The 23,795-nt window shown below is 53.2% G+C and carries 18 protein-coding genes and 2 pseudogenes; 17 read left to right on the top strand and 3 right to left on the bottom strand.

Features of this window, described 5'->3' with window-relative positions; genetic code table 11:
- The first annotated feature begins 7 nt into the window (after nucleotides 1-7).
- From golS to foxA, 12 genes and pseudogenes are all read left to right on the top strand, one after another.
- Nucleotides 8-472: an Au(I) sensor transcriptional regulator GolS gene (gene golS, locus ABVM99_RS10575; RefSeq protein ID WP_001020583.1), complete on the top strand. Its 465-nt coding sequence runs from the start codon at nucleotides 8-10 to the stop codon at nucleotides 470-472.
- 77 nt (nucleotides 473-549) lie between these two features.
- Entirely contained in the window at nucleotides 550-744 is a 195-nt protein-coding gene (gene golB / locus ABVM99_RS10580) for a gold resistance metallochaperone GolB (protein WP_001159470.1), read from the top strand.
- A 291-nt stretch (nucleotides 745-1,035) separates the two neighbouring features.
- Nucleotides 1,036-2,289 carry an MFS transporter gene (locus tag ABVM99_RS10585; RefSeq protein ID WP_000288503.1) on the top strand — a complete coding sequence of 418 codons (1,254 nt, stop codon included), beginning with the start codon at nucleotides 1,036-1,038 and terminating at the stop codon, nucleotides 2,287-2,289.
- Nucleotides 2,290-2,477: 188 nt separating this feature from the next.
- Nucleotides 2,478-4,436 (top strand): site-specific DNA-methyltransferase, encoded by a 1,959-nt coding sequence (locus ABVM99_RS10590; protein WP_023205548.1) that lies wholly within the window; start codon nucleotides 2,478-2,480, stop codon nucleotides 4,434-4,436.
- A 9-nt stretch (nucleotides 4,437-4,445) separates the two neighbouring features.
- Nucleotides 4,446-7,418, top strand: coding sequence for a type III restriction-modification system endonuclease (locus tag ABVM99_RS10595; RefSeq protein WP_077684068.1), 2,973 nt, complete (start codon nucleotides 4,446-4,448; stop codon nucleotides 7,416-7,418).
- Nucleotides 7,419-7,694: 276 nt separating this feature from the next.
- Entirely contained in the window at nucleotides 7,695-7,796 is a 102-nt protein-coding gene (ssaA, locus tag ABVM99_RS10600; RefSeq protein ID WP_000934834.1) for a small effector SsaA, read from the top strand.
- Nucleotides 7,797-7,912: 116 nt separating this feature from the next.
- Nucleotides 7,913-9,316, top strand: coding sequence for a cytochrome ubiquinol oxidase subunit I (locus tag ABVM99_RS10605; protein WP_000393711.1), 1,404 nt, complete (start codon nucleotides 7,913-7,915; stop codon nucleotides 9,314-9,316).
- The gene (gene cydB, locus ABVM99_RS10610; protein WP_000151047.1) at nucleotides 9,313-10,323 is read left to right on the top strand and encodes a cytochrome d ubiquinol oxidase subunit II; all 1,011 of its coding nucleotides are present in this window, start codon (nucleotides 9,313-9,315) and stop codon (nucleotides 10,321-10,323) included. The genes ABVM99_RS10605 and cydB overlap by 4 nt, the downstream gene beginning before the upstream one ends.
- Nucleotides 10,323-10,394 (top strand): annotated as a pseudogene (locus ABVM99_RS10615) (DUF2474 family protein); the annotation flags it as partial. The gene cydB and the pseudogene ABVM99_RS10615, both read left to right, overlap by 1 nt.
- A pseudogene (locus tag ABVM99_RS10620) lies at nucleotides 10,373-10,565 on the top strand (hypothetical protein). The pseudogenes ABVM99_RS10615 and ABVM99_RS10620, both read left to right, overlap by 22 nt.
- A 95-nt stretch (nucleotides 10,566-10,660) precedes the next feature.
- A complete protein-coding gene (gene foxR / locus ABVM99_RS10625; protein ID WP_000074609.1) occupies nucleotides 10,661-11,665 on the top strand; it encodes a ferrioxamine uptake transcriptional regulator FoxR in 1,005 nt (334 codons plus the stop codon).
- A gap of 145 nt (nucleotides 11,666-11,810) precedes the next feature.
- On the top strand, nucleotides 11,811-13,919 hold the full coding sequence (gene foxA / locus ABVM99_RS10630) for a ferrioxamine B receptor FoxA (protein ID WP_102136488.1): 2,109 nt from the start codon (nucleotides 11,811-11,813) through the stop codon (nucleotides 13,917-13,919).
- Between the two features lie 40 nt (nucleotides 13,920-13,959).
- On the opposite strand, the gene ABVM99_RS10635 is transcribed toward foxA, so the two are convergent.
- Nucleotides 13,960-14,592: a LysE family transporter gene (locus ABVM99_RS10635; RefSeq protein ID WP_000433131.1), complete on the bottom strand. Its 633-nt coding sequence runs from the start codon at nucleotides 14,590-14,592 to the stop codon at nucleotides 13,960-13,962.
- Nucleotides 14,593-14,823: 231 nt separating this feature from the next.
- Here ABVM99_RS10635 and yahO point away from each other — a divergent pair, with 231 nt between their 5' ends.
- A complete protein-coding gene (gene yahO / locus ABVM99_RS10640; protein WP_000848026.1) occupies nucleotides 14,824-15,099 on the top strand; it encodes a DUF1471 family periplasmic protein YahO in 276 nt (91 codons plus the stop codon).
- Nucleotides 15,100-15,234: 135 nt separating this feature from the next.
- Here yahO and prpR read toward each other — a convergent pair whose 3' ends face one another.
- Entirely contained in the window at nucleotides 15,235-16,860 is a 1,626-nt protein-coding gene (gene prpR / locus ABVM99_RS10645) for a propionate catabolism operon regulatory protein PrpR (RefSeq protein WP_052938265.1), read from the bottom strand.
- A gap of 265 nt (nucleotides 16,861-17,125) precedes the next feature.
- Between prpR and prpB the strand changes: the two genes are divergently transcribed.
- The 4 genes from prpB (at nucleotide 17,126) to prpE (ending at nucleotide 22,711) form a co-directional block, all read left to right on the top strand.
- The gene (gene prpB / locus ABVM99_RS10650) at nucleotides 17,126-18,013 is read left to right on the top strand and encodes a methylisocitrate lyase (RefSeq protein ID WP_000052223.1); all 888 of its coding nucleotides are present in this window, start codon (nucleotides 17,126-17,128) and stop codon (nucleotides 18,011-18,013) included.
- 110 nt (nucleotides 18,014-18,123) lie between these two features.
- The gene (gene prpC / locus ABVM99_RS10655) at nucleotides 18,124-19,293 is read left to right on the top strand and encodes a 2-methylcitrate synthase (RefSeq protein WP_023194550.1); all 1,170 of its coding nucleotides are present in this window, start codon (nucleotides 18,124-18,126) and stop codon (nucleotides 19,291-19,293) included.
- A 39-nt stretch (nucleotides 19,294-19,332) separates the two neighbouring features.
- A complete protein-coding gene (locus tag ABVM99_RS10660) occupies nucleotides 19,333-20,784 on the top strand; it encodes a bifunctional 2-methylcitrate dehydratase/aconitate hydratase (RefSeq protein ID WP_000107076.1) in 1,452 nt (483 codons plus the stop codon).
- Between the two features lie 40 nt (nucleotides 20,785-20,824).
- On the top strand, nucleotides 20,825-22,711 hold the full coding sequence (gene prpE / locus ABVM99_RS10665; protein ID WP_023194551.1) for a propionate--CoA ligase: 1,887 nt from the start codon (nucleotides 20,825-20,827) through the stop codon (nucleotides 22,709-22,711).
- A gap of 106 nt (nucleotides 22,712-22,817) precedes the next feature.
- Here prpE and hemB read toward each other — a convergent pair whose 3' ends face one another.
- Nucleotides 22,818-23,792, bottom strand: a complete 975-nt coding sequence (hemB, locus tag ABVM99_RS10670) for a porphobilinogen synthase (RefSeq protein ID WP_000130724.1) — start codon at nucleotides 23,790-23,792, stop codon at nucleotides 22,818-22,820.
- Nucleotides 23,793-23,795 lie beyond the last annotated feature (3 nt).

The raw sequence follows: 23,795 nt of genomic DNA on the forward strand, positions 1-23,795 counted from the left end.
GAGCGTCATGAACATCGGTAAAGCAGCTAAAGCATCGAAAGTCTCGGCCAAAATGATTCGCTACTATGAACAGATTGGTCTGATTCCCGCGGCAAGTCGGACGGATTCCGGCTATCGGGCCTATACCCAGGCTGATGTTAATCAATTGCATTTTATACGCCGCGCGCGCGATCTCGGCTTTTCAGTTGCTGAAATCAGCGACTTATTGAATCTTTGGAATAACCAGTCGCGGCAAAGCGCTGACGTCAAACGCCTGGCGCAGACGCACATTGATGAACTGGACAGACGTATCCAGAACATGCAGCACATGGCGCAAACCCTCAAAGCGCTGATTCACTGCTGCGCCGGCGACGCGCTGCCAGATTGCCCCATTCTGCATACGCTTGGACAACCTGACGATAGCGAGCCGGAGGCGCGTACCGGAGCGGTATTGCGCCGTCCTCGTCGCCACGGACTGGCAAAGCGTCTGTAAGTCCTGAGATTACGCTTGACCTTCCAACACTGGCAAGGCCCAGACTGGCAACAGTTCCCACACAAAAGGAGTTCACTATGCAGTTCCATATTGATGACATGACCTGCGGCGGCTGCGCCAGTACGGTAAAAAAGACGATTCTGACTCTCGATGCTAATGCGACGGTGAGAACTGACCCGGCGACGCGTCTGGTTGACGTTGAAACGTCGCTATCCGCGGAGCAGATTGCCGCCGCCCTGCAAAAGGCCGGTTTCCCGCCGCGCGAAAGGTAATCGTCAATGGCGATCGGTCTGGCGACAGGCCGGTCGCGATACGCTAGACACGCTTCGCTTTTCTTTGCGTGAGATAATCCCCATAAAAAATGTGACAAATCATGTGCCAGTAAGCTTTGTTAATAATATGTAATGATTTGTCTATTTTTGCTAACATTTTACCTGCTATATACAAAAAGATAACAAATAAGTAGCGCAACGCTACCTTGTTACGTCGCTTTGACGACGGGAGCGCTCCAGCGTTTCGCCGCTTCAAAGCTTGATGTTATTTTTTGATGCAGGACACTACCTATGTACACCCCCCTGAACTGGACGACGACACAACGACATGTGGCGTTTGCCAGCTTTACCAGTTGGATGCTGGATGCGTTTGATTTCTTTATCCTTGTCTTTGTACTTAGCGATCTCGCCGAATGGTTTCACGCTTCCGTATCGGACGTTTCCATTGCGATTATGCTGACCCTGGCGGTACGTCCCATTGGCGCGCTGCTATTTGGTCGAATGGCGGAAAAGTACGGACGTCGACCGATACTGATGCTCAATATTCTGTTCTTTACGGTGTTTGAACTGCTTTCCGCCTGGTCGCCCACCTTCATGGCATTTCTGATTTTTCGGGTTATGTACGGCGTGGCGATGGGCGGGATATGGGGCGTCGCGTCATCACTGGCGATGGAAACCATTCCCGATCGTTCGCGTGGCCTGATGTCGGGCATTTTTCAGGCGGGCTATCCCTGCGGCTATCTGTTCGCCTCGGTTATTTTTGGCCTCTTCTACAGTATGGTAGGCTGGCGCGGCATGTTCCTGATTGGCGCCCTGCCTGTTGTCTTGCTGCCTTATATCTGGTTTAAAGTGCCGGAATCCCCCGTCTGGCTGGCGGCCAGAGCGCGTAAAGAGAATACCGCGCTGCTTCCTGTTCTGCGCAAACAGTGGAAGTTGTGTCTGTATCTGGTGCTGGTCATGGCGTTCTTTAACTTTTTCAGTCACGGCACGCAGGATCTGTATCCTACCTTCCTGAAGATGCAGCATGGTTTTGATCCGCATCTGATCAGTATCATTGCGATTTTTTATAACATTGCCGCCATGCTCGGCGGTATTTTCTACGGTACGCTATCGGAACGTATTGGGCGTAAAAAAGCGATCATGATCGCCGCCTTTCTTGCGCTTCCGGTACTCCCGCTATGGGCATTTTCCAGCGGATCATTCACGATTGGCCTGGGCGCGTTCCTGATGCAGTTTATGGTGCAGGGCGCCTGGGGTGTCGTGCCGACCTGGCTAAACGAGCTGGTTCCGGCGAATGCGCGCGCTGTACTGCCAGGGTTTGTTTACCAACTCGGTAATTTACTGGCGTCGGTTAATGCGACGTTACAGGCCCGCATCGCGGAAACGCATGGTGGCAATTACGGGTTGGCAATGGCGATCGTGGCTGGCGCGGTGGCTATTTTAATCTGTGTATTTGTGGCATTTGGTCGCGAGACCCGGGGAGTCGTCATCTCCGGTACAGATAGCGACGCCCTCCCGGAGTCGGCCATCAGTCATCGCACGTAAACACTACGCTCCTGGCGCATACTGTCGCCGGGAGCACGCCTTCCTCCCGTGGTTTTCACGCCCTTTCAACGAACAACAAAGGTTAATGATGGCATCTGCCGTTCGTGACCATTACAATCATCGCTTACTTTTTTCTTTATAAGAAATTGATTGCTGCACCTTAAAATTATCAACGGAGCGAAGATATCATGTTGAAAGATAACCAAAAACACAACGAGTCTGTTGCCCCGAATAGCGCCTTTCTGTCTGAGTTACAACGTGCATTACCGGAATTTTTTACCGCCGATCGCTATAACGAGCAGGGCGAGCTGATCGCGAAAGGCGGATTTGATCTCGCCAGATTTGAGCGCGCGTTGAAAGCGCGTAATATTGATGAGCTGACGAGCGGTTATCAGATTGATTTTATTGGCAAAGATTACGCAAAAAAACAGGCGGGTGAAAAATCCGTTACCGTTATCGTTCCTGACGTGGAACACAATACTCTGGCAGAAAATAAAAACAGCCATAATCTTTTTCTGACCGGAGATAATCTGGATGTGTTACGCCATCTGCAAAATAATTACGCCGATACCGTCGATATGATCTATATCGATCCCCCTTATAACACCGGGTCGGACGGGTTTGTCTATCCCGATCATTTTGAATATAGCGATCGGGCGTTGCAGGATATGTTTGGTCTTAATGATACTGAACTGGCACGTTTAAAATCCATTCAGGGTAAATCGACGCACTCCGCGTGGTTATCTTTCATGTATCCGCGTCTTTTCCTGGCCAGGAAGCTCCTGAAAGATACCGGATTTATTTTTATCTCTATCGACGATAATGAGTACGCCAATCTTAAATTAATGATGGATGAGATTTTTGGCGAAGGCGGATTTGTCACCAATGTGATGTGGAAGCGCAAAAAAGAGATTTCTAACGACTCTGATAACGTTTCCATCCAGGGGGAATACATTCTTGTTTACGCCAAAACCGGTCAGGGCGCTTTACGTTTAGAACCGCTTTCTAAAGAGTATATTCAGAAATCCTATAAAGAACCGACCGAACAGTTTCCAGAAGGGAAATGGCGCCCGGTGCCGTTAACGGTGTCAAAAGGGCTGAGCGGCGGCGGCTATACCTATAAAATTACCACGCCGAACGGTACGGTACACGAAAGACTATGGGCTTATCCTGAAGCCAGTTACCAAAAACTGGTGGCCGATAATCTGGTCTATTTTGGCAAAGATAACGGCGGTATTCCCCAGCGAGTCATGTACGCGCATCACAGTAAAGGGCAACCAACGACCAATTACTGGGATAACGTAGCGTCGAATAAAGAGGGGAAAAAGGAGATTCTGGATCTCTTCGGCGACAACGTTTTTGATACGCCGAAACCGACCGCATTATTGAAGAAAATCATCAAGCTCGCTATCGATAAAGACGGCGTCGTTCTGGACTTTTTTGCCGGTTCCGGCACTACGGCCCATGCGGTGATGGCGCTGAATGAAGAAGATGGGGGGCAGCGCACGTTTATTCTGTGTACTATCGATCAGGCATTAAGCAATAACACTATCGCGAAAAAAGCAGGTTATAACACTATTGATGAAATCAGTCGCGAGCGAATTACACGCGTTGCGGCGAAGATCCGCGCCAACAATCCCACGACCAATAGCGACCTCGGTTTTAAACATTATCGTTTTGCCACTCCGACACAGCAGACGCTGGACGATCTGGATAGCTTCGATATTGCTACCGGCCATTTTATCAATACCAGCGGTCAACTGGCCGCTTTCACCGAGTCAGGATTTACCGACATGATCAATCCTTTTTCCGCCAGAGGATTGGGCGTGCCGGGCGGCGCAAGCGGCGAAGAGACCTTATTAACGACATGGCTGGTCGCCGATGGTTATAAAATGGATATTGACGTACAGACCGTTGATTTTTCCGGCTATTGCGCCAGGTATGTTGATAATACGCGCCTGTATCTGATTGATGAACGATGGGGAACAGAGCAGACCCGCGATCTTCTCAACCACATTGGTACGCACCAGCTTCCGGTTCAGACCATTGTCATTTACGGCTACTCTTTCGACCTTGAATCCATTCGTGAACTGGAAATCGGCTTAAAACAGCTTGATCAAAAAGTGAACCTGGTGAAGCGTTATTAAGAGGGGATGATGATGAATATTTTACTGGAAGAACTTCCCCATCAGGAACAGGCATTAGCGGCGATTCTGGCGAGTTTCACCGGTATCGATCACGCGCAGGCCGATCATAATCACTATGCTAATCCGCTGATTAAGGAACGTTACGACGATAAGGCCAATATTGACGTTAAAATGGAGACCGGGACGGGCAAAACCTATGTCTATACCCGGTTGATGTATGAACTGCATCAGAACTACGGCCTCTTCAAATTTGTGCTGGTGGTGCCGACGCCAGCCATTAAAGAAGGCGCGCGGAACTTTATCACCAGCGATTACGCCAGACAGCATTTTTCACAGTTCTACGAAAATACGCGGATGGAACTTTGCACCATTAACGCCGGTGATTTTAAAGTAAAGTCGGGGCGTAAAAATTTTCCGGCCCAGCTATTAAGTTTTACTGATGCCAGCCGTCGTGATAGCCATACGATTCAGGTTTTGCTGATCAATGCGCAAATGCTCAATTCCGCCAGTATGACGCGAGACGATTACGATCAAACGCTACTGGGCGGGCTGACGTCGCCTGTTAAAGGGCTGCAAATGACGCGACCGGTGGTCATTATTGATGAACCGCATCGTTTTGCGCGAGATAACAAATTTTATCGAGCGATTCAGGCTATTCAGCCGCAAATGATTGTCCGCTTTGGCGCTACCTTCCCGGATATTGTCGAAGGTAAGGGTAAAAATAAATGTGTACGTAAAGATTACTATCGCCGGCAACCGCAGTTTGATCTCAACGCGGTGGACAGTTTTAACGATGGTTTGGTGAAAGGTATTGATATTTATTACCCGAATCTCCCCGAAGAACAGGCCAACAATCGTTATATCGTTGACAGCGTCACGGCAAAGAAATTAATCCTCCGACGGGGGAGCAAAATTGCCGAGGTTGGCGTGGGCGAAAATCTCGCCGATGTCGATGCGGGATTTGAAGGCAGTATCGAATATGCCGGCAGTAAAATGTTGTCGAACGATCTGGAGCTGGAGGCAGGGATGGCGCTGGTGCCAGGAACCTTTGGCGCGAGCTACCAGGAACTGATTATTCAGGACGCTATCGATAAGCATTTTGATACCGAGCAGGCAAATTTCTTACGCAGCAATGAGCCAGAAAATAATGCCCCGCGTATTAAGACCTTAAGCCTTTTCTTTATTGACAGTATTAAAAGCTATCGTGATGACGAAGGCTGGTTGAAAGTCACTTTTGAGCGTTTGCTGAAAAAGAAACTGACGCAACTGATTGACGATTATCAGCGCAAGACCCTGCCGCGAGAAGTGGAGTATCTGTCGTTTCTGCAGGCCACGCTCGCCAGCCTGCACTCGGATAACCAAAACGTCCACGCTGGTTACTTTGGCGAAGATCGCGGAAGCGGCGATGAGGCGATCCAGGCTGAGGTAGATGATATTCTGAAAAATAAAGAGAAGTTGCTCAGTTTTTCAGACCATCACGGCAACTGGGAAACGCGCCGCTTTCTGTTTTCAAAATGGACGCTTCGCGAAGGCTGGGATAACCCGAATGTTTTTGTCATTGCTAAATTACGTTCTTCCGGTAGCGAGTCGAGCAAAATTCAGGAAGTGGGGCGCGGCCTGCGGCTACCGGTAGATGAAAACGGCCATCGCGTTCATCAGGAAGAGTGGCCGTCCCGACTGTCGTTTCTGATTGGTTATGATGAAAAAGCGTTTGCCAGTATGCTGGTTGATGAGATTAATCGCGACAGCAAAGTTCAGCTTAACGAGCAGAAACTGGATGAGGCGATGATCACACTCATCGTCACCGAGCGGCAAAAAGTCGATCCTGCGTTTACGGAGCTTCGTTTGCTGGAAGATCTGGATGATAAAAAACTGATCAACCGGAGTAATGAGTTTAAACCCAGCGTCACGCTTAACGGGGAAACCAAAAGTGGTTTTGCGTGGCTACTGGAGTTCTACCCTGAGCTGACGCAGGCGCGGGTGCGAGCGGATCGCATCCGTGACAATAAGCCCGCCTCCCGACTGCGAGTCAGGTTACGCAAAGAGAATTGGGAACAACTTAGCAGTATCTGGGAGCAGTTTTCCCGCCGTTATATGCTGCAATTCGAGCGTAGCGGCGCTTCTCTGGAACAGATTGCCGCCGAGGTGCTGCGCGATCCGGCGCTGTATATACGCCAGAAGCCAAGCCAGGTGCAACAACGGCTGGTATCGAATGAAGATAATGGCCGTTTTGAAGTGGCGCAGCGGGAAGGCGAATTAGCCGCCAGCGAATTTATGGCGGGCATGAAATATGGCCATTTTCTTAAGCAACTGGCGTTACGCACCAGTCTGCCGGTTAACGTCCTGCACCCGGTGTTAATGGCGATGCTGCGTGATGTTTTGCACGGAGATTCACGCTATTTAAGCGAGATCTCGTTGGACAATATGACCCGCGCATTACAGACGCGGATTAATGCGCATTTTGCGCAGCGCCACGATTATCTGCCTCTCGATTTTCAGGCTTCAACGTCGGTATTTGATTCCACGGCACGGCAGTTCAGAGAGGAGATTAGCGCTGAAATTGTGGGGAAAAATGTGGATGAGAATGCGATAGACGATCCTCGTTCTCTCTATCAAATACCGCCGTTGCGTTATGACAGCGTCGATCCAGAATTGCCGCTATTAAAATACGATTATCCGCAACAGGTTTCTGTGTTTGGCAAACTGCCTAAGCGGGCCATTCAGATCCCCAAATATACGGGGGGCTCTACTACGCCGGATTTTGTGTACCGTATTGAGCGTCAGGACGCCGACAGCGTTTATTTACTGGTTGAAACTAAAGCAGAAAATATGCGCGTAGGCGATCAGGTTATTCTTGATGCGCAACGTAAATTCTTCGATATGCTGCGTCGGCAAAATATCAATGTCGAGTTTGCGGAAGCGACCAGCGCGCCGGCGGTATTTTCTACGATCAATGGCTTGATTGAGGGGAAGGCAAACTAACGGGTTTGAATGGACCTTAACGGTTATCTTTTTGATAGACCATATAAAATGGCCGCCGCGCAGCGAGCGTTGCGGTCATTCTCCCTGTGCTAATCCCCCGTCCCGTAAACCGCGTTGACTTGAAGGTTATCGTTTTACGTCTATTCTTAACTTTCAGCTACGCGTATTTTGCTGAAATTGCAAATAGTCTTGAAGACGCTGTTTTTTTGTTTTGCCGTTATTTTTATAACGGCCAGGTAGATATTGCCAAGTGAATGTAACTAAGGGAGACATGTTATGCTAAATAGATACTACCGTTTCGCTGTCGAAAAAGACGACCCCTCCGAAGCGCCAGAGTCGGGCGATAAGCCTGACAGCCAGCCGCAAAAAAAATCGTAATTTATCTGGATATTCCCCGACGTTTTTACGTTTGGGGAAAATAACCGTTTCGTTTCAACCTGGTTGCGAACAGTGAATATTTTACACGAAGTGACTATATATAAACGGGAGGGAACATGGAGTTTGATGCCTTCTTTTTAGCGAGACTCCAGTTTGCCTTTACCGTCTCTTTTCATATTATCTTCCCCGCGATTACGATTGGCTTAGCTAGTTACCTGGTGGTACTGGAAGGTTTATGGCTAAAAACGCGTAATCCTGTCTGGCGCTCGCTCTATCAGTTCTGGCTCAAAATTTTTGCCGTCAACTTCGGGATGGGCGTGGTCTCCGGTCTGGTCATGGCTTACCAGTTCGGAACGAACTGGAGCGGTTTCTCCCAGTTCGCCGGCAGTATCACCGGGCCTTTATTAACCTATGAAGTGCTCACCGCATTCTTCCTGGAAGCGGGATTCTTAGGCGTGATGCTTTTTGGCTGGAACAAAGTCGGGCCGGGCCTGCATTTCTTGTCTACCTGTATGGTGGCGTTGGGCACGTTAATGTCGACGTTCTGGATTCTGGCGTCTAACAGCTGGATGCATACCCCGCAGGGATTTGAAATTCACAACGGTCAGGTGGTCCCGGTGGACTGGTTCGCGGTGATTTTCAACCCGTCGTTCCCGTATCGCCTGTTGCATATGTCCGTTGCGGCGTTTTTAAGTAGCGCGATGTTTGTCGGCGCGTCCGCTGCCTGGCATTTACTGAAAGGTAACGATACGCCGGCTATCCGCCGTATGTTCTCGATGGCGTTATGGATGGCGGTCGTGGTGGCGCCCGTTCAGGCATTGATTGGCGATATGCATGGCCTTAACACCCTGAAGCATCAGCCGGTCAAAATCGCCGCGATTGAGGGGCACTGGGAAAATACGCCCGGCGAGCCAACGCCACTTACGCTGGTAGGCTGGCCGGATATGGAGGCGGAACGGACCCGCTATGCGCTTGAGATCCCGGCGTTGGGCAGTCTGATCCTGACGCATAGCCTGGACAAACAGGTGCCTGCGCTAAAAGATTATCCCAAAGAGGATCGCCCCAACTCTACCGTGGTGTTCTGGTCTTTCCGTCTGATGGTGGGCATGGGCGTACTGATGATCTTCCTGGGGCTGGCCAGCCTGTGGCTACGCTACCGACGCCGACTGTATCATTCGCGGCCCTTTATGCACTTTGCGCTGTGGATGGGGCCGTCCGGGCTTATCGCCATCCTTGCCGGATGGGTGACGACTGAAGTAGGACGTCAGCCGTGGGTGGTCTATGGCCTGCTGCGAACGCGTGATGCGGTTTCCGCGCACAGCACCTTGCAGATGAGCATCAGTTTGCTGGCCTTCTTTGTGGTCTATTCCCTGGTCTTTGGGGTTGGCTATATTTATATGATTCGCCTTATCCAGAAAGGGCCGCAGCCGGCGGAGACACCGACCGCTGAAACCGATGGCAGACCCGCGCGTCCTATCTCTGCCGTGGGAGAATCGCTTGAGCAGGAGAAACGCGAATGACCATCGATCTTCCGGTTATCTGGTTTGCTATTATCGTGTTCGCCACGCTGATGTATATCGTGATGGATGGTTTCGATCTGGGCGTCGGTATCCTGTTTCCGTTTATTCGCGATAAACACGATCGCGATGTTATGGTGAACTCAGTCGCGCCGGTATGGGACGGGAACGAAACCTGGCTGGTGCTGGGCGGGGCCGGGCTTTTCGGCGCGTTCCCGTTGGCTTATGCCGTCATCACCGACGCGCTGACTATCCCGCTGGTGGTTATGCTGCTTGGTCTTATCTTTCGCGGCGTCGCTTTTGAATTCCGTTTTAAAGCCACCGAGTCGCATCGCGCGTTCTGGGATAAATCCTTTATCGTCGGGTCAATCCTGGCGACCTTTGCCCAGGGAGTTGTGGTGGGCGCGGTGGTGAGCGGTTTTCAGGTGGAAGGGCGAACCTTTAGCGGTTCGCAGCTTGACTGGCTGACGCCGTTTAACCTGTTCTGCGGCGTCGGTCTGGTCGTCACCTATGCGCTGCTGGGCGCTACCTGGCTGATTATGAAAAGCGAAGATCCGCTGCATAGCCGGATGTGCGCGCTGTCGCGCCCGTTGTTGATCGTCTTGTTGCTGGTGATGGGAGGCGTCAGCGTGTGGACGCCGCTCACCCACGACGACATCGCCGAGCGCTGGTTCACGCTGCCCAATTTATACTACTTCCTGCCGGTGCCTGTGCTGGTGTTGGCTTTTAGCGTCTGGCTATGGCGCAGCGTGAAAAAACCAGAATCCCATGCGCGTCCATTTATTCTCACGCTAGGGCTGATTTTTCTGGGGTTCAGCGGGTTGGGCATCAGTATTTGGCCGAATATTATTCCACCGGATATTTCGCTGTATGCCGCCGCCGCGCCGCCGCAAAGTCAAAGCTTCATGCTGGTTGGGGCGCTGATAATCATCCCGATTATTCTGGCTTATACCTTCTGGAGCTACTACGTCTTCCGTGGAAAAGTGCGACATGGTGAGGGATATCACTGATGGTTAAAGTGAAAAAATGGTCGCGGCGAGTCGTATGGATGGTCGCGATATGGTGCGCCAGCGTGCTTCTGCTGGCGGGCGTCGGAATGTTGTTCAGACTGCTCATGACCTCCGCAGGATTTCGCTCCTGACTGATACCCCCCGGACGCGCTTTCGTCTCTCGCGAAAGCGCGTTTTTATCGACAGATCGGCGTTTATCGATCACCTTTGCTCGCCTTATCTCTCCCCTCAATAGCGGTTGATAATTATTCTCATCTTTATTGTCGTTCCCGGGCCGCAGTGATATGGTTACACAGTGGCTAACGCTCTGGTATAACGCAGATAAACGGTATTGATAATGTCTCCGATCTCCTGTCACTCTTCCGCCGCCCCGGCGATGAAAAAGATCTTTTCCGTCAGCGACTTCATCGCGTTTGGCGAGCGTTATGGCATTGATTACCGCTTCCCTGCGTTACCGCAGTATACGCAGAGTAGTCCCGTACTTCATGGCGATATCGAAGAGATAGCGCTTCCCGGCGGGATTTGCATTACACGCTCGGATGTTCACGTGTTACAACCTTATGAAACCACCTCTCGCCATAGCAGTCCGCTGTATATGCTGGTGGTGTTGGAAGGTAACGTCGCGCTGGCTGTCAATGAGCAGACCTTTTTGTTGAGCGCGGGGATGGCGTTTTGCTCGCAGCTGAGTGAGCAGCAGACGATACGCGCCCATCACGGCGCAGACAGTAAATTGCGCACCTTGTCGCTGGGAATGTACCCGGACGGCGGATGGCGGGAGCGTTTGCCTGTCTCGCTGGCAGACGAGTGGGAACGTAGCGCGGCCTCGGCGAGGGTCTGGCAGGTGCCGGAGTTTCTGCTTTCGGGGTTACGTTATGCGCAGCAACCCGGACCTCATGCGGCGTCACGCCAGTTAATGCTGGAAGGCATCATGCTGCAATTACTGGGCTATGCGCTAAATCTATGTCAGCCCGCAACGCAAAAACGCGGGCTTCCCGTCACCGGTGAATACCAGCGGCTGGAGCTCATTCGGCGTTTACTGGAGCAGACGCCGGAAAAAGCCTACACGCTGAACGAACTGGCGCGTCGGGCGGCAATGAGTCCGAGTAGCCTGCGGTGCAAGTTTCGCCATGCCTATGGGTGTACCGTGTTTGATTATCTGCGCGATTGCCGCCTGGCGCGCGCGCGTCGTTATCTGATGGAGGGATACAGCGTGCAGCAGGCCGCCTGGATGTCAGGTTATCAACATGCCACAAACTTTGCGACGGCATTTCGTCGGCGTTATGGCTGCTCGCCCGGCGAGCTGCGTGACGCGTCTCTGACGGCGTCCCGACACTGTGCGTAACGCGCCCCGCCAGAACGGTAATATCCGCTGCTAGCCCGGTTTTCTGCCGTTTTGGGTGATGTTTTATCATTGCGCATAGGCAATCTGGCGTTACGCATAGTGGTCCGTTATCTCTAAAAGGTAATAATTCTTATTTACAATAAAGATGCCTTTGGAGATGTTCATGTTTGCGACAACGCGTATGGCGCTATTGATAGGCGGAGCTATCGGCGGCGCGACTTTTCCTCTTTTTGCCCAGGAAACTACAAAAAATGATACCGTCATTGTCACCTCGCCCGTTCAGAGTGGCGCGACCAAGCTGGCGACGCCAGATATTGAAACGCCGCAGTCGGTATCCATTATTACCCGCCAGCAGTTTGAAGAGCAGGGCGCAACCAGCGTGCGTCAGGCGGTCAGCTACACCCCAGGCGTATACAGTAATCAGATAGGCGCCTCTAACCGCTTTGATTACATCGTATTGCGTGGTTTTTCGGACGGTAGTCTGGATAACGTCTATCTCGACGGGTTAAAAATGATGGGCGACACCAATTCGCACAGTTCGTTGGTGGTTGACCCCTGGTTTCTGGAAGATATCGAGGTGGTACGCGGCCCGGCGTCCGTTCTGTATGGACGTTCATCGCCAGGCGGCATTGTCGCGCTGACGTCGCGAAAACCGGCGTTTGATGCCGGGGGAGAGGTGAAGCTGTTTGCCGGCAATCACAACCAGCGCGGGGCGGCTTTTGATGTGACCGGCCCACTGGATGACAATGAACGTGTGGCGGCGCGTCTTAGCGGCATGACACGTTACGCCGATTCGCAGTTTACCCCCTTGAAAGAGGAACGTTATGCGCTGATGCCGAGCCTGACCTGGCGAATTACCGATCGGACGCGTCTTGATCTTATGGCCTATCTGCACCGTGATCCGGAAGGCGGTAGCCACTCCGGACTGCCTTATCAAGGCACGGTTGTACCTTATAACGGCGGAAAAATTTCTAACACTTTCTTTGAAGGTGAAGATGACTACGACAAATACGATCGCCGTGAAAATATGGTGGGTTATAACATTGAGCATCTGTTCGATAGCGGCTGGTCGGTACGGCAAAAATTGCGCTATTTGCATACCAAAGTGACGTTGAATCAGGTCTATGCCGCAGGTTGGTTGAATGAAACGGCGCTGAATCGCGGCTATTCCGGCTCCGGGGAGAAAATGTCGGCTATCGCGCTGGATAATCAGCTCGACGGCAGCGTGGATACCGGGGCGATTAATCATCGTCTGCTGGTGGGGATCGATTATCAGGATCGCAGTAATCATACTACTGGCTATTATGGCGCGTTTCCGCCGATTGACGCTTTCAACCCTGTTTATGGCGCTCAGCCGGATTACATTACGTTGTATAGCCGTGAAAAACATAAGCTGCGGCAGACCGGATACTATTTACAGGATCAGATGTCATGGGATCGCTGGCGCTTTACGTTGGGCGGTCGTTACGATCGGGTCAGCGTGTCTAACATCGACAAACTTCATGATTCACGCAGCGATCTCGATAAAAACAACGTCAGTACCCGTGCCGCGTTGCTTTATCTGTTCGACAATGGCGTCGCCCCCTATCTCAGTTATTCTACCGCGTTTACGCCGACCAGCTTCGCCGACGAAAACGGCAATGTGCTGGAACCGATGAAAGGCAAGCAGTGGGAGGCGGGGGTAAAATACGAACCGCTGGGGGGGAATAGCCAGTTTAGCGCCGCCGTGTATCGTATTAACCAGACCAATATCGCGACCAAAGAAGAACCTACCGATCCGTACCGCTCGATTGGTGAAATTGAGTCTAAAGGGGTGGAACTGGAGGCCATTAGCCATTTGTCGGATAGCGTCCGTTTGCAGGCGGCGTATACCTATACTGATATCCGTTATAAGAAAAGTAGCCCGCAAGAGCAGGGTAAGCGCGCGGTTTATGCTCCACGGAACCAGGCCAGCGCCTGGCTAAGCTACGATGTGAAAAGCGGTCTGTTAGAGGGGCTGACTTTGGGCTCCGGCATCCGGTACGTCAACGGCGTGACCAGCGATCGCCTGAATACCCACACGTTGCCGTCCTATACACTGGTCGATATGGTGGTAGGGTATGATTTATCCAGCATTGGGTTAAATGGCTTGAGCGCCCAGCTCAACGTAAATAACCTGACGGACAAACGCTATGTCGCTGCCTGTAATTCGCTCTCTTATTGTTATTTTGGCGCCGAGCGTAGCATTGTAGGCAGCGTGTCATGGGCGTTTTGATAACGCTTATCGTCCGGTAGCAAAGGCTACCGGGCAAACATTAGCGGTGCGTCACGCCTTCATAGAGAAGTCTGAGCGCAAACATCCCGATAATGGCGCCGATAACACGGCTGGCAATGCGCTGTATACGCCCATAAGCGCGGCGGACTGCGGGGAGCGAAAAGGCCTGGCTGAGAAAAATACGCCAGATAACGGATGACAGCACAATTCCGGCCCAGGCCATTAACCTTGCCCATGTGGGCGTTTCTGCGCTAAGCGTTACGGAAAAAATACTGATAAAAAACAGTACGGTTTGCGGATTGGATAAATCGGTCATTAATCCCCGGCGAAAGAAAATCGTCCACGGGGCGGCAATCGGCGTCTGGAGCGTGCTCATTTGCGGCGTCGCCTGGTGGCGAATACTGTTCCAGGCGAACCATAATAAATAGGCGCCGCCGACAATTTTGATAAGAGAAAATACCGCTTCGCATTGCGTAATGAGCGTCGCCAGACCGAAAAGCCCCAGCCCGGAATAAAAGGCGTCTCCCGTGGCGACGCCCAGGCCGGTGATGACTCCCGCCCGGCGTCCTGATGCGAGGCTGGTTTGCACCACCACAAACAGATTCGCGCCGGGATTAAAAAAGGTTAACACAAACAGACTGACGGTAAGCACAACGGCATGAAACGGCTCCATAGGCAACTCTTCTCTTAGCCTCAAGAAATAACGTTCATCTTATTAATAGTCAAACCAGATGATTGCGAGTGAGATCACAAAGCAGGGGCGTTTTAATCCGCGTTGTTACGCCGACAGAGCGGGGGCTGACTGGATTTTTCCAGCAATCTACACTACTTATTTAATCAGTCCGAACGGCCTTTTTGTTCTGATAAAGCGATGATGGCGTAATAATAAAACGAGGGTTTTGCTATGAAAACTGGCTACAAGGTTATGCTTGGCGCATTAGCATTTGTCGTGACAAACGTTTATGCCGCAGAAATCATGAAAAAAACGGACTTTGATAAAGTCGCCTCCGAATACACGAAAATTGGCACGATTTCCACCACCGGGGAAATGTCGCCGCTGGACGCCAGAGAAGATTTAATCAAAAAGGCGGATGAAAAAGGGGCGGATGTGGTGGTGCTGACGTCCGGGCAGACAGAAAATAAAATTCATGGTACGGCTGATATTTATAAAAAGAAATAAAAGCGTTGCATCATAAAAATACCCGCCTGGGTTTCCGGCGGGTATATTTATTCCTGGCAACCGGCATCCGTTTTGCCGGATGACGGCCTGCAGTAAACGTAGCGCCATCAGGCATTCAGGACGCGGTCATTTGTCTTAATTACCCGACTGGTCTTTGGCACCTGCTTTTAAACGACGCCACAGAGTGGTGCGGCTAATCCCCAGATAACGCGCCGTGGCGCTCTTATCGCCCTTAAAGCGCGCCAGTACATCCTGTAACGCGTGCGCATCCACGGTTGAAGGCGTCAGTTCTGCTGTGTTCACCATAAGCTCAGGTAATAACTGCCGCATAAATTGCCTGTCCAGCGTTGGCGCGGGATCGACGCTTAAAAAAAGTGCCAGGCGCTCCATCATATTACGCAGTTCGCGAATATTACCGGGCCAGCGCCAGGCCAGCAAAAGCGGCTGACACTGTGTCAATCCATGACGTATCGATTCGGTAAACGGAATTTCCATCGCCGCCAGCGACTGTTTTAAAAAGCTTTCCGCCAGCGGCAAAATATCAGTCTGCCGCTCGCGCAAAGGAGGAAGCGTCAGACGCAGAATACTCAGGCGATAAAAGAGATCGGGGCGAAAACGTCCTTGCATTATCTCCCGATCCAGATCGCAATGCGTAGCGCTGATCACCCGGACATCCACCGGGATCGGCTGGTGTCCGCCGACGCGAGTGACGGCTTTTTCCTCCAGTACGCGCAAAAGTCGGGTTTGTAACGGCAAGGGCATTTCGCCGATTTCATCCAGAAACAGCGTGCCGCCGTGTGCGATTTCAAACAGCCCCGCCCGGCCTCCTCGTCGTGAACCGGTAAACGCGCCCTCTTCATAACCAAACAGTTCCGCTTCCAGCAACGACTCGGTAATCGCGCCGCAATTGACGGCGACAAAGGGAGGGGATGGCTTATTCTGACGGTGAGGCTGGCGGTGAAAAAACGTCTGGTGAATCGCCTGCGCCGCCAGCTCTTTTCCGGTCCCTGTTTCCCCCTGAATCAGCACTGCCGCACGGGAGCGGGCATAGAGCGTAATCGTCTGGCGGAGCTGCTCCATTTGCGGCGACTGGCCGCGTATATCGCCCAGTTCATACCGGGTTTGTAATCCCTTGCCGGATGGGTAATCCACGCGCTGGCGCCGTGTCAGACGGGTCATATCCAGCGCATCATGAAAAGCCTGACGAACGGTCGCCGCGGAATAAATAAAGATGGCGGTCATTCCCGCTTCTTCCGCCAGATCGGTAATTAATCCCGCGCCGACGACGGCCTCAATACCGTTGGCCTTAAGTTCGTTAATTTGCCCGCGCGCGTCCTCTTCGGTGACATAGCTTCGCTGTTCAAGACGGAGGTGAAACGTTTTCTGAAAGGCAAGTAAAGCCGGAATGGTCTCCTGATAGGTCACGATACCGATAGACGAGGTGAGCTTTCCCGCTTTCGCCAGCGCCTGTAATACATCGAATCCGCTGGGCTTGATGAGGATCACCGGTATTGACAGGCGGCTTTTTAAATAGGCCCCATTCGAACCCGCCGCGATAATCGCGTCGCAGCGCTCGGTCGCCAGTTTTTTGCGAATGTAGGTCACCGCCTTTTCAAAGCCGAGTTGAATAGGCGTGATGGTCGCCAGATGATCGAATTCCAGACTGATATCCCGAAACAGTTCGAACAGACGCGTTACGGAGACCGTCCAGATCACCGGTTTATCGCTATTATCGCGCGGAGCGCTGTGAGCAGTCGTCATCGCAGTAGGCTCATCTTTAAGGGGCGATTTTTTGTTTTAAACGTGTTTCATAAATGTTGCAATGAAACGGGGTGATTCGTTTCATGAAACGTTAGCTGACACGTTTTTCTTTTCCCTTAATCGCGCTTATTCATAACAGGCATTACTGTAATTACCTGTTTTTAAATCTCATTGTATTTAATTTTCTCGCTGCCTCTTTGCCTGGCATAGCCTTTGCTTTGGTGAATACATTCTGAGTAACAATTTACTAACATGAGGACGAGATATGTCTTTACATTCGCCGGGGCAGGCATTTCGCGCCGCGCTCGCTAAAGAGAATCCATTACAAATTGTCGGCGCTATTAATGCCAACCATGCTCTGTTGGCCCAACGGGCCGGGTATCAGGCTATCTATCTTTCTGGCGGCGGCGTAGCGGCGGGCTCGCTCGGACTGCCGGATCTGGGGATTTCGACGCTGGATGATGTGTTAACCGATATCCGGCGCATCACGGATGTTTGCCCGCTGCCGCTGTTGGTGGATGCGGATATTGGCTTTGGCTCCTCCGCCTTTAATGTCGCGCGGACGGTAAAGTCCATAGCCAAAGCGGGCGCCGCCGCGCTGCATATTGAAGACCAGGTTGGCGCTAAGCGCTGTGGACACCGTCCCAACAAAGCGATCGTCTCGAAAGAGGAGATGGTAGACAGAATTCGGGCGGCAGTGGATGCGCGCACCGATCCGAACTTTGTGATCATGGCGCGTACCGATGCGCTGGCGGTGGAAGGGCTGGAGGCGGCTCTCGATCGTGCGCAGGCTTACGTGGACGCGGGGGCTGACATGCTGTTCCCGGAGGCGATCACCGAACTGTCGATGTACCGCCAGTTCGCCGACGTGGCGCAGGTGCCGATCCTCGCCAACATCACTGAGTTTGGCGCGACGCCGCTGTTTACGACCGACGAGTTGCGCAGCGCAAACGTGGCGATGGCGCTCTATCCGTTGTCGGCGTTTCGCGCCATGAACCGCGCCGCAGAAAAAGTCTATACCGTGCTGCGCCAGGAAGGGACGCAAAAGAACGTGATCGACATCATGCAGACCCGCAACGAGCTGTACGAAAGCATCAATTACTACCAGTTCGAAGAGAAGCTGGACGCGCTGTACAGGAATAAAAAATCGTAGCCTGTAGGCCTGATAAGGCGAAGCCGCCATCAGGCAATGCCGGATGGCACTACGTTTATCCGGCCTACACGCCTCAATATCCTACACATTAAAAAAATGACGAGGACACTATGAGCGACACCACGATCCTGCAAAATAATAACCATGTCATTAAGCCCAAAAAATCGGTCGCGCTTTCCGGCGTACCTGCCGGAAATACCGCTCTGTGTACCGTGGGAAAAAGCGGTAACGATCTGCACTATCGCGGTTACGACATTCTCGATCTGGCGGAGCACTGCGAATTTGAAGAAGTCGCGCATTTACTGATCCACGGAAAATTACCGACCCGCGACGAGCTGAACGCGTATAAAAGCAAGTTAAAAGCGCTGCGCGGATTACCCGCCAATGTCCGTACCGTTCTGGAAGCGTTACCGGCGGCCTCGCACCCGATGGACGTGATGCGTACCGGCGTTTCCGCGCTGGGCTGTACCCTGCCGGAAAAAGAGGCACATACCGTCTCCGGCGCGCGCGATATTGCCGATAAGCTGTTGGCCTCGCTCAGCTCTATCCTTCTTTACTGGTATCACTACAGCCACAACGGCGAACGTATTCAGCCGGAAACCGACGATGATTCCATCGGCGGCCATTTCCTGCATCTGCTGCATGGTGAAAAGCCAACCCAAAGCTGGGAAAAGGCGATGCATATTTCGCTGGTGCTGTATGCCGAGCATGAGTTCAACGCCTCGACGTTTACCAGTCGGGTGATTGCCGGGACCGGCTCGGATGTCTACTCCGCGATTATCGGCGCGATTGGCGCGCTGCGCGGCCCGAAACACGGCGGGGCGAATGAGGTGTCGCTGGAAATTCAACAGCGTTATGAAACGCCGGACGAGGCAGAGGCGGATATCCGTAAGCGCGTGGAAAACAAAGAGGTGGTGATTGGCTTTGGACATCCGGTTTACACCATCGCCGACCCGCGCCATCAGGTGATTAAACGGGTGGCGAAACAGCTTTCAGAAGAAGGCGGCTCGCTGAAGATGTACCACATCGCCGACCGTCTGGAAACGGTGATGTGGGAGACCAAAAAGATGTTCCCGAATCTCGACTGGTTTTCGGCGGTCTCCTACAACATGATGGGCGTCCCTACCGAAATGTTCACCCCGCTGTTTGTCATCGCCCGCGTTACCGGCTGGGCGGCGCACATTATTGAACAGCGTCAGGACAACAAAATTATTCGCCCCTCTGCCAACTATACCGGGCCGGAAGATCGTCCGTTTGTCTCGATAGACGATCGTTGCTAACTCACTCTTATTAAAAATAAAACGCAGGAAACGTACCCTATGTCTACCCAAGAACTGAACATCCGCCCGGAATTTGACCGCGAAATCGTCGATATCGTGGATTACGTGATGAACTACGACATCACCTCAAAGGTGGCGTACGACACCGCGCATTATTGTCTGCTCGACACGCTCGGTTGTGGTCTGGAAGCGCTGGAATACCCGGCCTGTAAAAAATTGCTTGGGCCAATCGTGCCAGGCACGGTGGTGCCCAACGGCGCACGCGTGCCGGGCACCCAGTTCCAGCTCGATCCGGTACAGGCAGCCTTTAACATTGGCGCGATGATCCGCTGGCTCGATTTTAACGATACCTGGCTTGCCGCCGAATGGGGCCATCCTTCTGATAACCTCGGCGGTATTCTGGCGATTGCGGACTGGCTGTCACGCAACGCCGTCGCCGCCGGCAAAGCGCCGCTGACCATGAAACAGGTATTGAGCGGGATGATCAAAGCCCATGAAATTCAGGGCTGCATCGCGCTGGAAAACGCCTTCAACCGTGTCGGGCTTGATCATGTGCTGCTGGTCAAAGTGGCCTCGACCGCGGTGGTCGCTGAAATGCTGGGGCTGACGCGCGATGAGATCCTCAACGCGGTATCGCTGGCGTGGGTGGATGGCCAGTCGCTGCGTACCTATCGTCATGCGCCGAATACCGGTACGCGCAAATCCTGGGCGGCGGGCGATGCGACTTCGCGCGCGGTACGTCTGGCGCTGATGGCGAAAACCGGCGAGATGGGCTATCCCTCGGCGCTCACCGCCAAAACCTGGGGCTTCTACGACGTTTCATTCAAAGGTGAAACGTTCCGTTTCCAGCGCCCTTACGGCTCCTACGTGATGGAAAACGTGCTGTTCAAAATTTCTTTCCCGGCAGAATTCCACTCGCAAACCGCCGTCGAAGCGGCGATGACGCTGTACGAGCAGATGCAGGCCGCGGGCAAAACGGCAGCGGATATCGAGAAAGTGACCATCCGCACCCACGAAGCCTGTCTCCGCATTATCGATAAAAAAGGCCCGCTCAATAACCCGGCGGACCGCGATCACTGTATCCAGTATATGGTCGCCGTGCCGCTGCTGTTCGGACGGTTAACCGCGGCGGATTATGAAGACGAGGTGGCGCAGGACAAGCGTATTGACGCCCTGCGCGAGAAAATCGTGTGTTATGAGGACCCGGCTTTTACCGCCGACTATCACGACCCGGAAAAACGTGCTATCGGCAATGCGATCACCGTGGAGTTTACTGATGGCTCACGCTTTGGCGAGGTTGTCGTGGAGTATCCGATTGGTCATGCGCGTCGCCGCGCCGACGGTATTCCGAAGCTTATCGAAAAATTTAAAATTAACCTGGCGCGTCAGTTCCCGACTCGCCAGCAGCAACGCATTCTGGATGTCTCCCTGGACAGAGCCCGCCTGGAGCAGATGCCGGTTAACGAATACCTCGATTTATATGTCATCTGAGCCAGCCAGCAATAAGGCGTAAGTTCAACAGGAGAGCGTGATGTCTTTTAGCGAATTTTATCAGCGTTCCATTAACGAACCGGAGGCGTTCTGGGCCAAGCAGGCCCGACGTATCGACTGGCGACAGCCGTTTACGCAGACGCTGGATCATAGCCGTCCACCGTTTGCCCGCTGGTTTTGCGGCGGCACCACTAACTTATGTCATAACGCCGTTGACCGCTGGCTGGATAAACAGCCGGAGGCGCTGGCGCTGATTGCCGTCTCATCAGAGACCGATGAAGAGCGTACATTTACCTTCAGCCAGTTGCATGATGAAGTCAACGCTGTGGCCGCTATGCTGCTGTCGCTGGGCGTGCAGCGTGGCGATCGCGTATTGGTCTATATGCCGATGATTGCCGAAGCGCAGATAACCCTGCTGGCCTGCGCGCGCATTGGCGCGATCCATTCGGTGGTCTTTGGCGGTTTTGCCTCGCACAGCGTGGCGGCGCGCATTGACGATGCCAGACCGGCGCTGATTGTGTCGGCGGATGCCGGAGCGCGGGGCGGTAAAATCCTGCCGTATAAAAAGCTGCTTGATGACGCTATTGCGCAGGCGCAGCATCAGCCGAAACACGTTCTGCTGGTGGACAGAGGGCTGGCGAAAATGGCGTGGGTGGATGGGCGCGATCTGGATTTTGCCACGTTGCGCCAGCAGCATCTCGGTGCGAGCGTGCCGGTGGCGTGGCTGGAATCCAATGAAACCTCGTGCATTCTTTACACCTCCGGCACTACCGGCAAACCGAAAGGCGTCCAGCGCGACGTCGGCGGTTATGCGGTGGCGCTGGCAACCTCGATGGACACCATTTTTGGCGGCAAGGCGGGCGGCGTATTCTTTTGCGCATCGGATATCGGCTGGGTCGTCGGCCACTCCTATATCGTTTACGCGCCGCTGCTGGCAGGCATGGCGACTATTGTTTACGAAGGACTGCCGACGTACCCGGATTGCGGGGTCTGGTGGAAAATTGTCGAGAAATACCAGGTTAACCGGATGTTTTCCGCCCCGACCGCGATTCGCGTGCTGAAAAAATTTCCGACGGCGCAAATCCGCAATCACGATCTCTCCTCGCTGGAGGCGCTTTATCTGGCCGGTGAGCCGCTGGACGAGCCGACGGCCAGTTGGGTGACGGAGACGCTGGGTGTGCCGGTTATCGACAATTATTGGCAGACGGAGTCCGGCTGGCCGATCATGGCGCTGGCGCGTGCGCTGGATGACAGGCCGCCGCGTCTGGGAAGTCCCGGCGTGCCGATGTACGGTTATAACGTCCAGCTACTCAATGAAGTCACCGGCGAACCTTGCGGCATAAATGAAAAGGGGATGCTGGTGATCGAGGGGCCGCTGCCGCCGGGCTGTATTCAGACTATCTGGGGCGACGATGCGCGTTTTGTGAAGACTTACTGGTCGCTGTTTACCCGTCAGGTTTATGCCACCTTCGACTGGGGAATCCGCGACGCCGAGGGGTATTACTTTATTCTGGGCCGTACCGATGATGTGATTAATATTGCGGGTCATCGGCTGGGGACGCGAGAAATAGAAGAAAGTATCTCCAGCTACCCGAACGTAGCGGAAGTGGCGGTAGTGGGGATAAAAGACGCTCTGAAAGGGCAGGTGGCGGTGGCGTTTGTCATTCCGAAGCAGAGCGATACGCTGGCGGATCGCGAGGCGGCGCGCGACGAGGAAAACGCGATTATGGCGCTGGTGGACAACCAGATCGGTCACTTTGGTCGTCCGGCGCATGTCTGGTTTGTCTCGCAGCTCCCCAAAACGCGTTCCGGAAAGATGCTTCGCCGCACGATCCAGGCAATCTGTGAAGGCCGCGATCCGGGCGATCTGACAACCATTGACGATCCCGCATCGTTGCAGCAAATTCGCCAGGCGATCGAGGAATAGCCGTAAGCCGATAAGCCGCGTCCGGCAACGGGTTAGCGTCAGCGACTGAATAGTGGGGGGGGGGGAACGTCGGGAAAGGGCGGCAGCGCGCCGCCCTGTAACAGAATTAACGCAGAATATTTTTCTCAGCCAGATCCAGCGCGAAGTAACTGAAAATCAAATCGGCGCCGGCGCGTTTAATCGAGCCCAGACTTTCCAGCACGACCTTTTCTTCATCAATGGCGCCAGCCATAGCAGCAAATTTAATCATGGCGTATTCACCGCTCACCTGGTAAGCGCCAAGCGGCAACTCTGTGCGTTCGCGGATTTCACGCAGCACGTCCAGATACGCGCCGGCCGGTTTCACCATTAAGCAATCCGCGCCCTGGGCTTCGTCGAGCAGTGATTCGCGAATCGCTTCACGGCGGTTCATCGGATTCATTTGATACGTCTTGCGGTCGCCTTTTAACGCGGTACCCGCTGCTTCACGGAAGGGGCCGTAGAAAGAAGAGGCGAACTTGGTGGAGTAGGACATTATTGCCGTATCGGTAAAACCGGCGGCATCCAGCGCCTGGCGGATAGCCTGGACTTGTCCATCCATGGCCGCGGAGGGCGCAATAAAATCTGCTCCAGCCGCCGCCGCGATAACGGCCTGCTTGCCGAGGTTGGCCAGCGTCGCATCGTTATCCACACCGTGTTCGCACAACACGCCGCAGTGGCCGTGCGAGGTGTATTCGCAGAAGCAGGTGTCGGACATGACGATCATCTCCGGCACGGTTTGCTTACAGATGCGGGACATTCTTGCCACCAGACCGTCTTCTTTCCAGGTATCGCTGCCGGTGTCATCAGTATGGTGGGAAATGCCGAAGGTCATAACGGAACGAATACCAGCATTTGCGATACGTTCAATCTCTCGCGCCAGCTGCTTTTCCGGGATACGCATTACGCCGGGCATGGCATCAATAGCTTTGTAATCGTCGAGTTCTTCTTCAACAAAGATCGGCAACACCAGGTCGTTCAGGCTAAGTGTTGTCTCTTCAAACATAGCGCGCAGCGCAGCGGATTTGCGCAGGCGGCGAGGGCGATGGATAAGGTCTGTCATGGT

Origin of the sequence: Salmonella sp. SJTUF15591 (assembly GCF_043356435.1) — a bacterium.
GTDB classification, from domain to species: Bacteria; Pseudomonadota; Gammaproteobacteria; order Enterobacterales; family Enterobacteriaceae; genus Salmonella; species Salmonella enterica.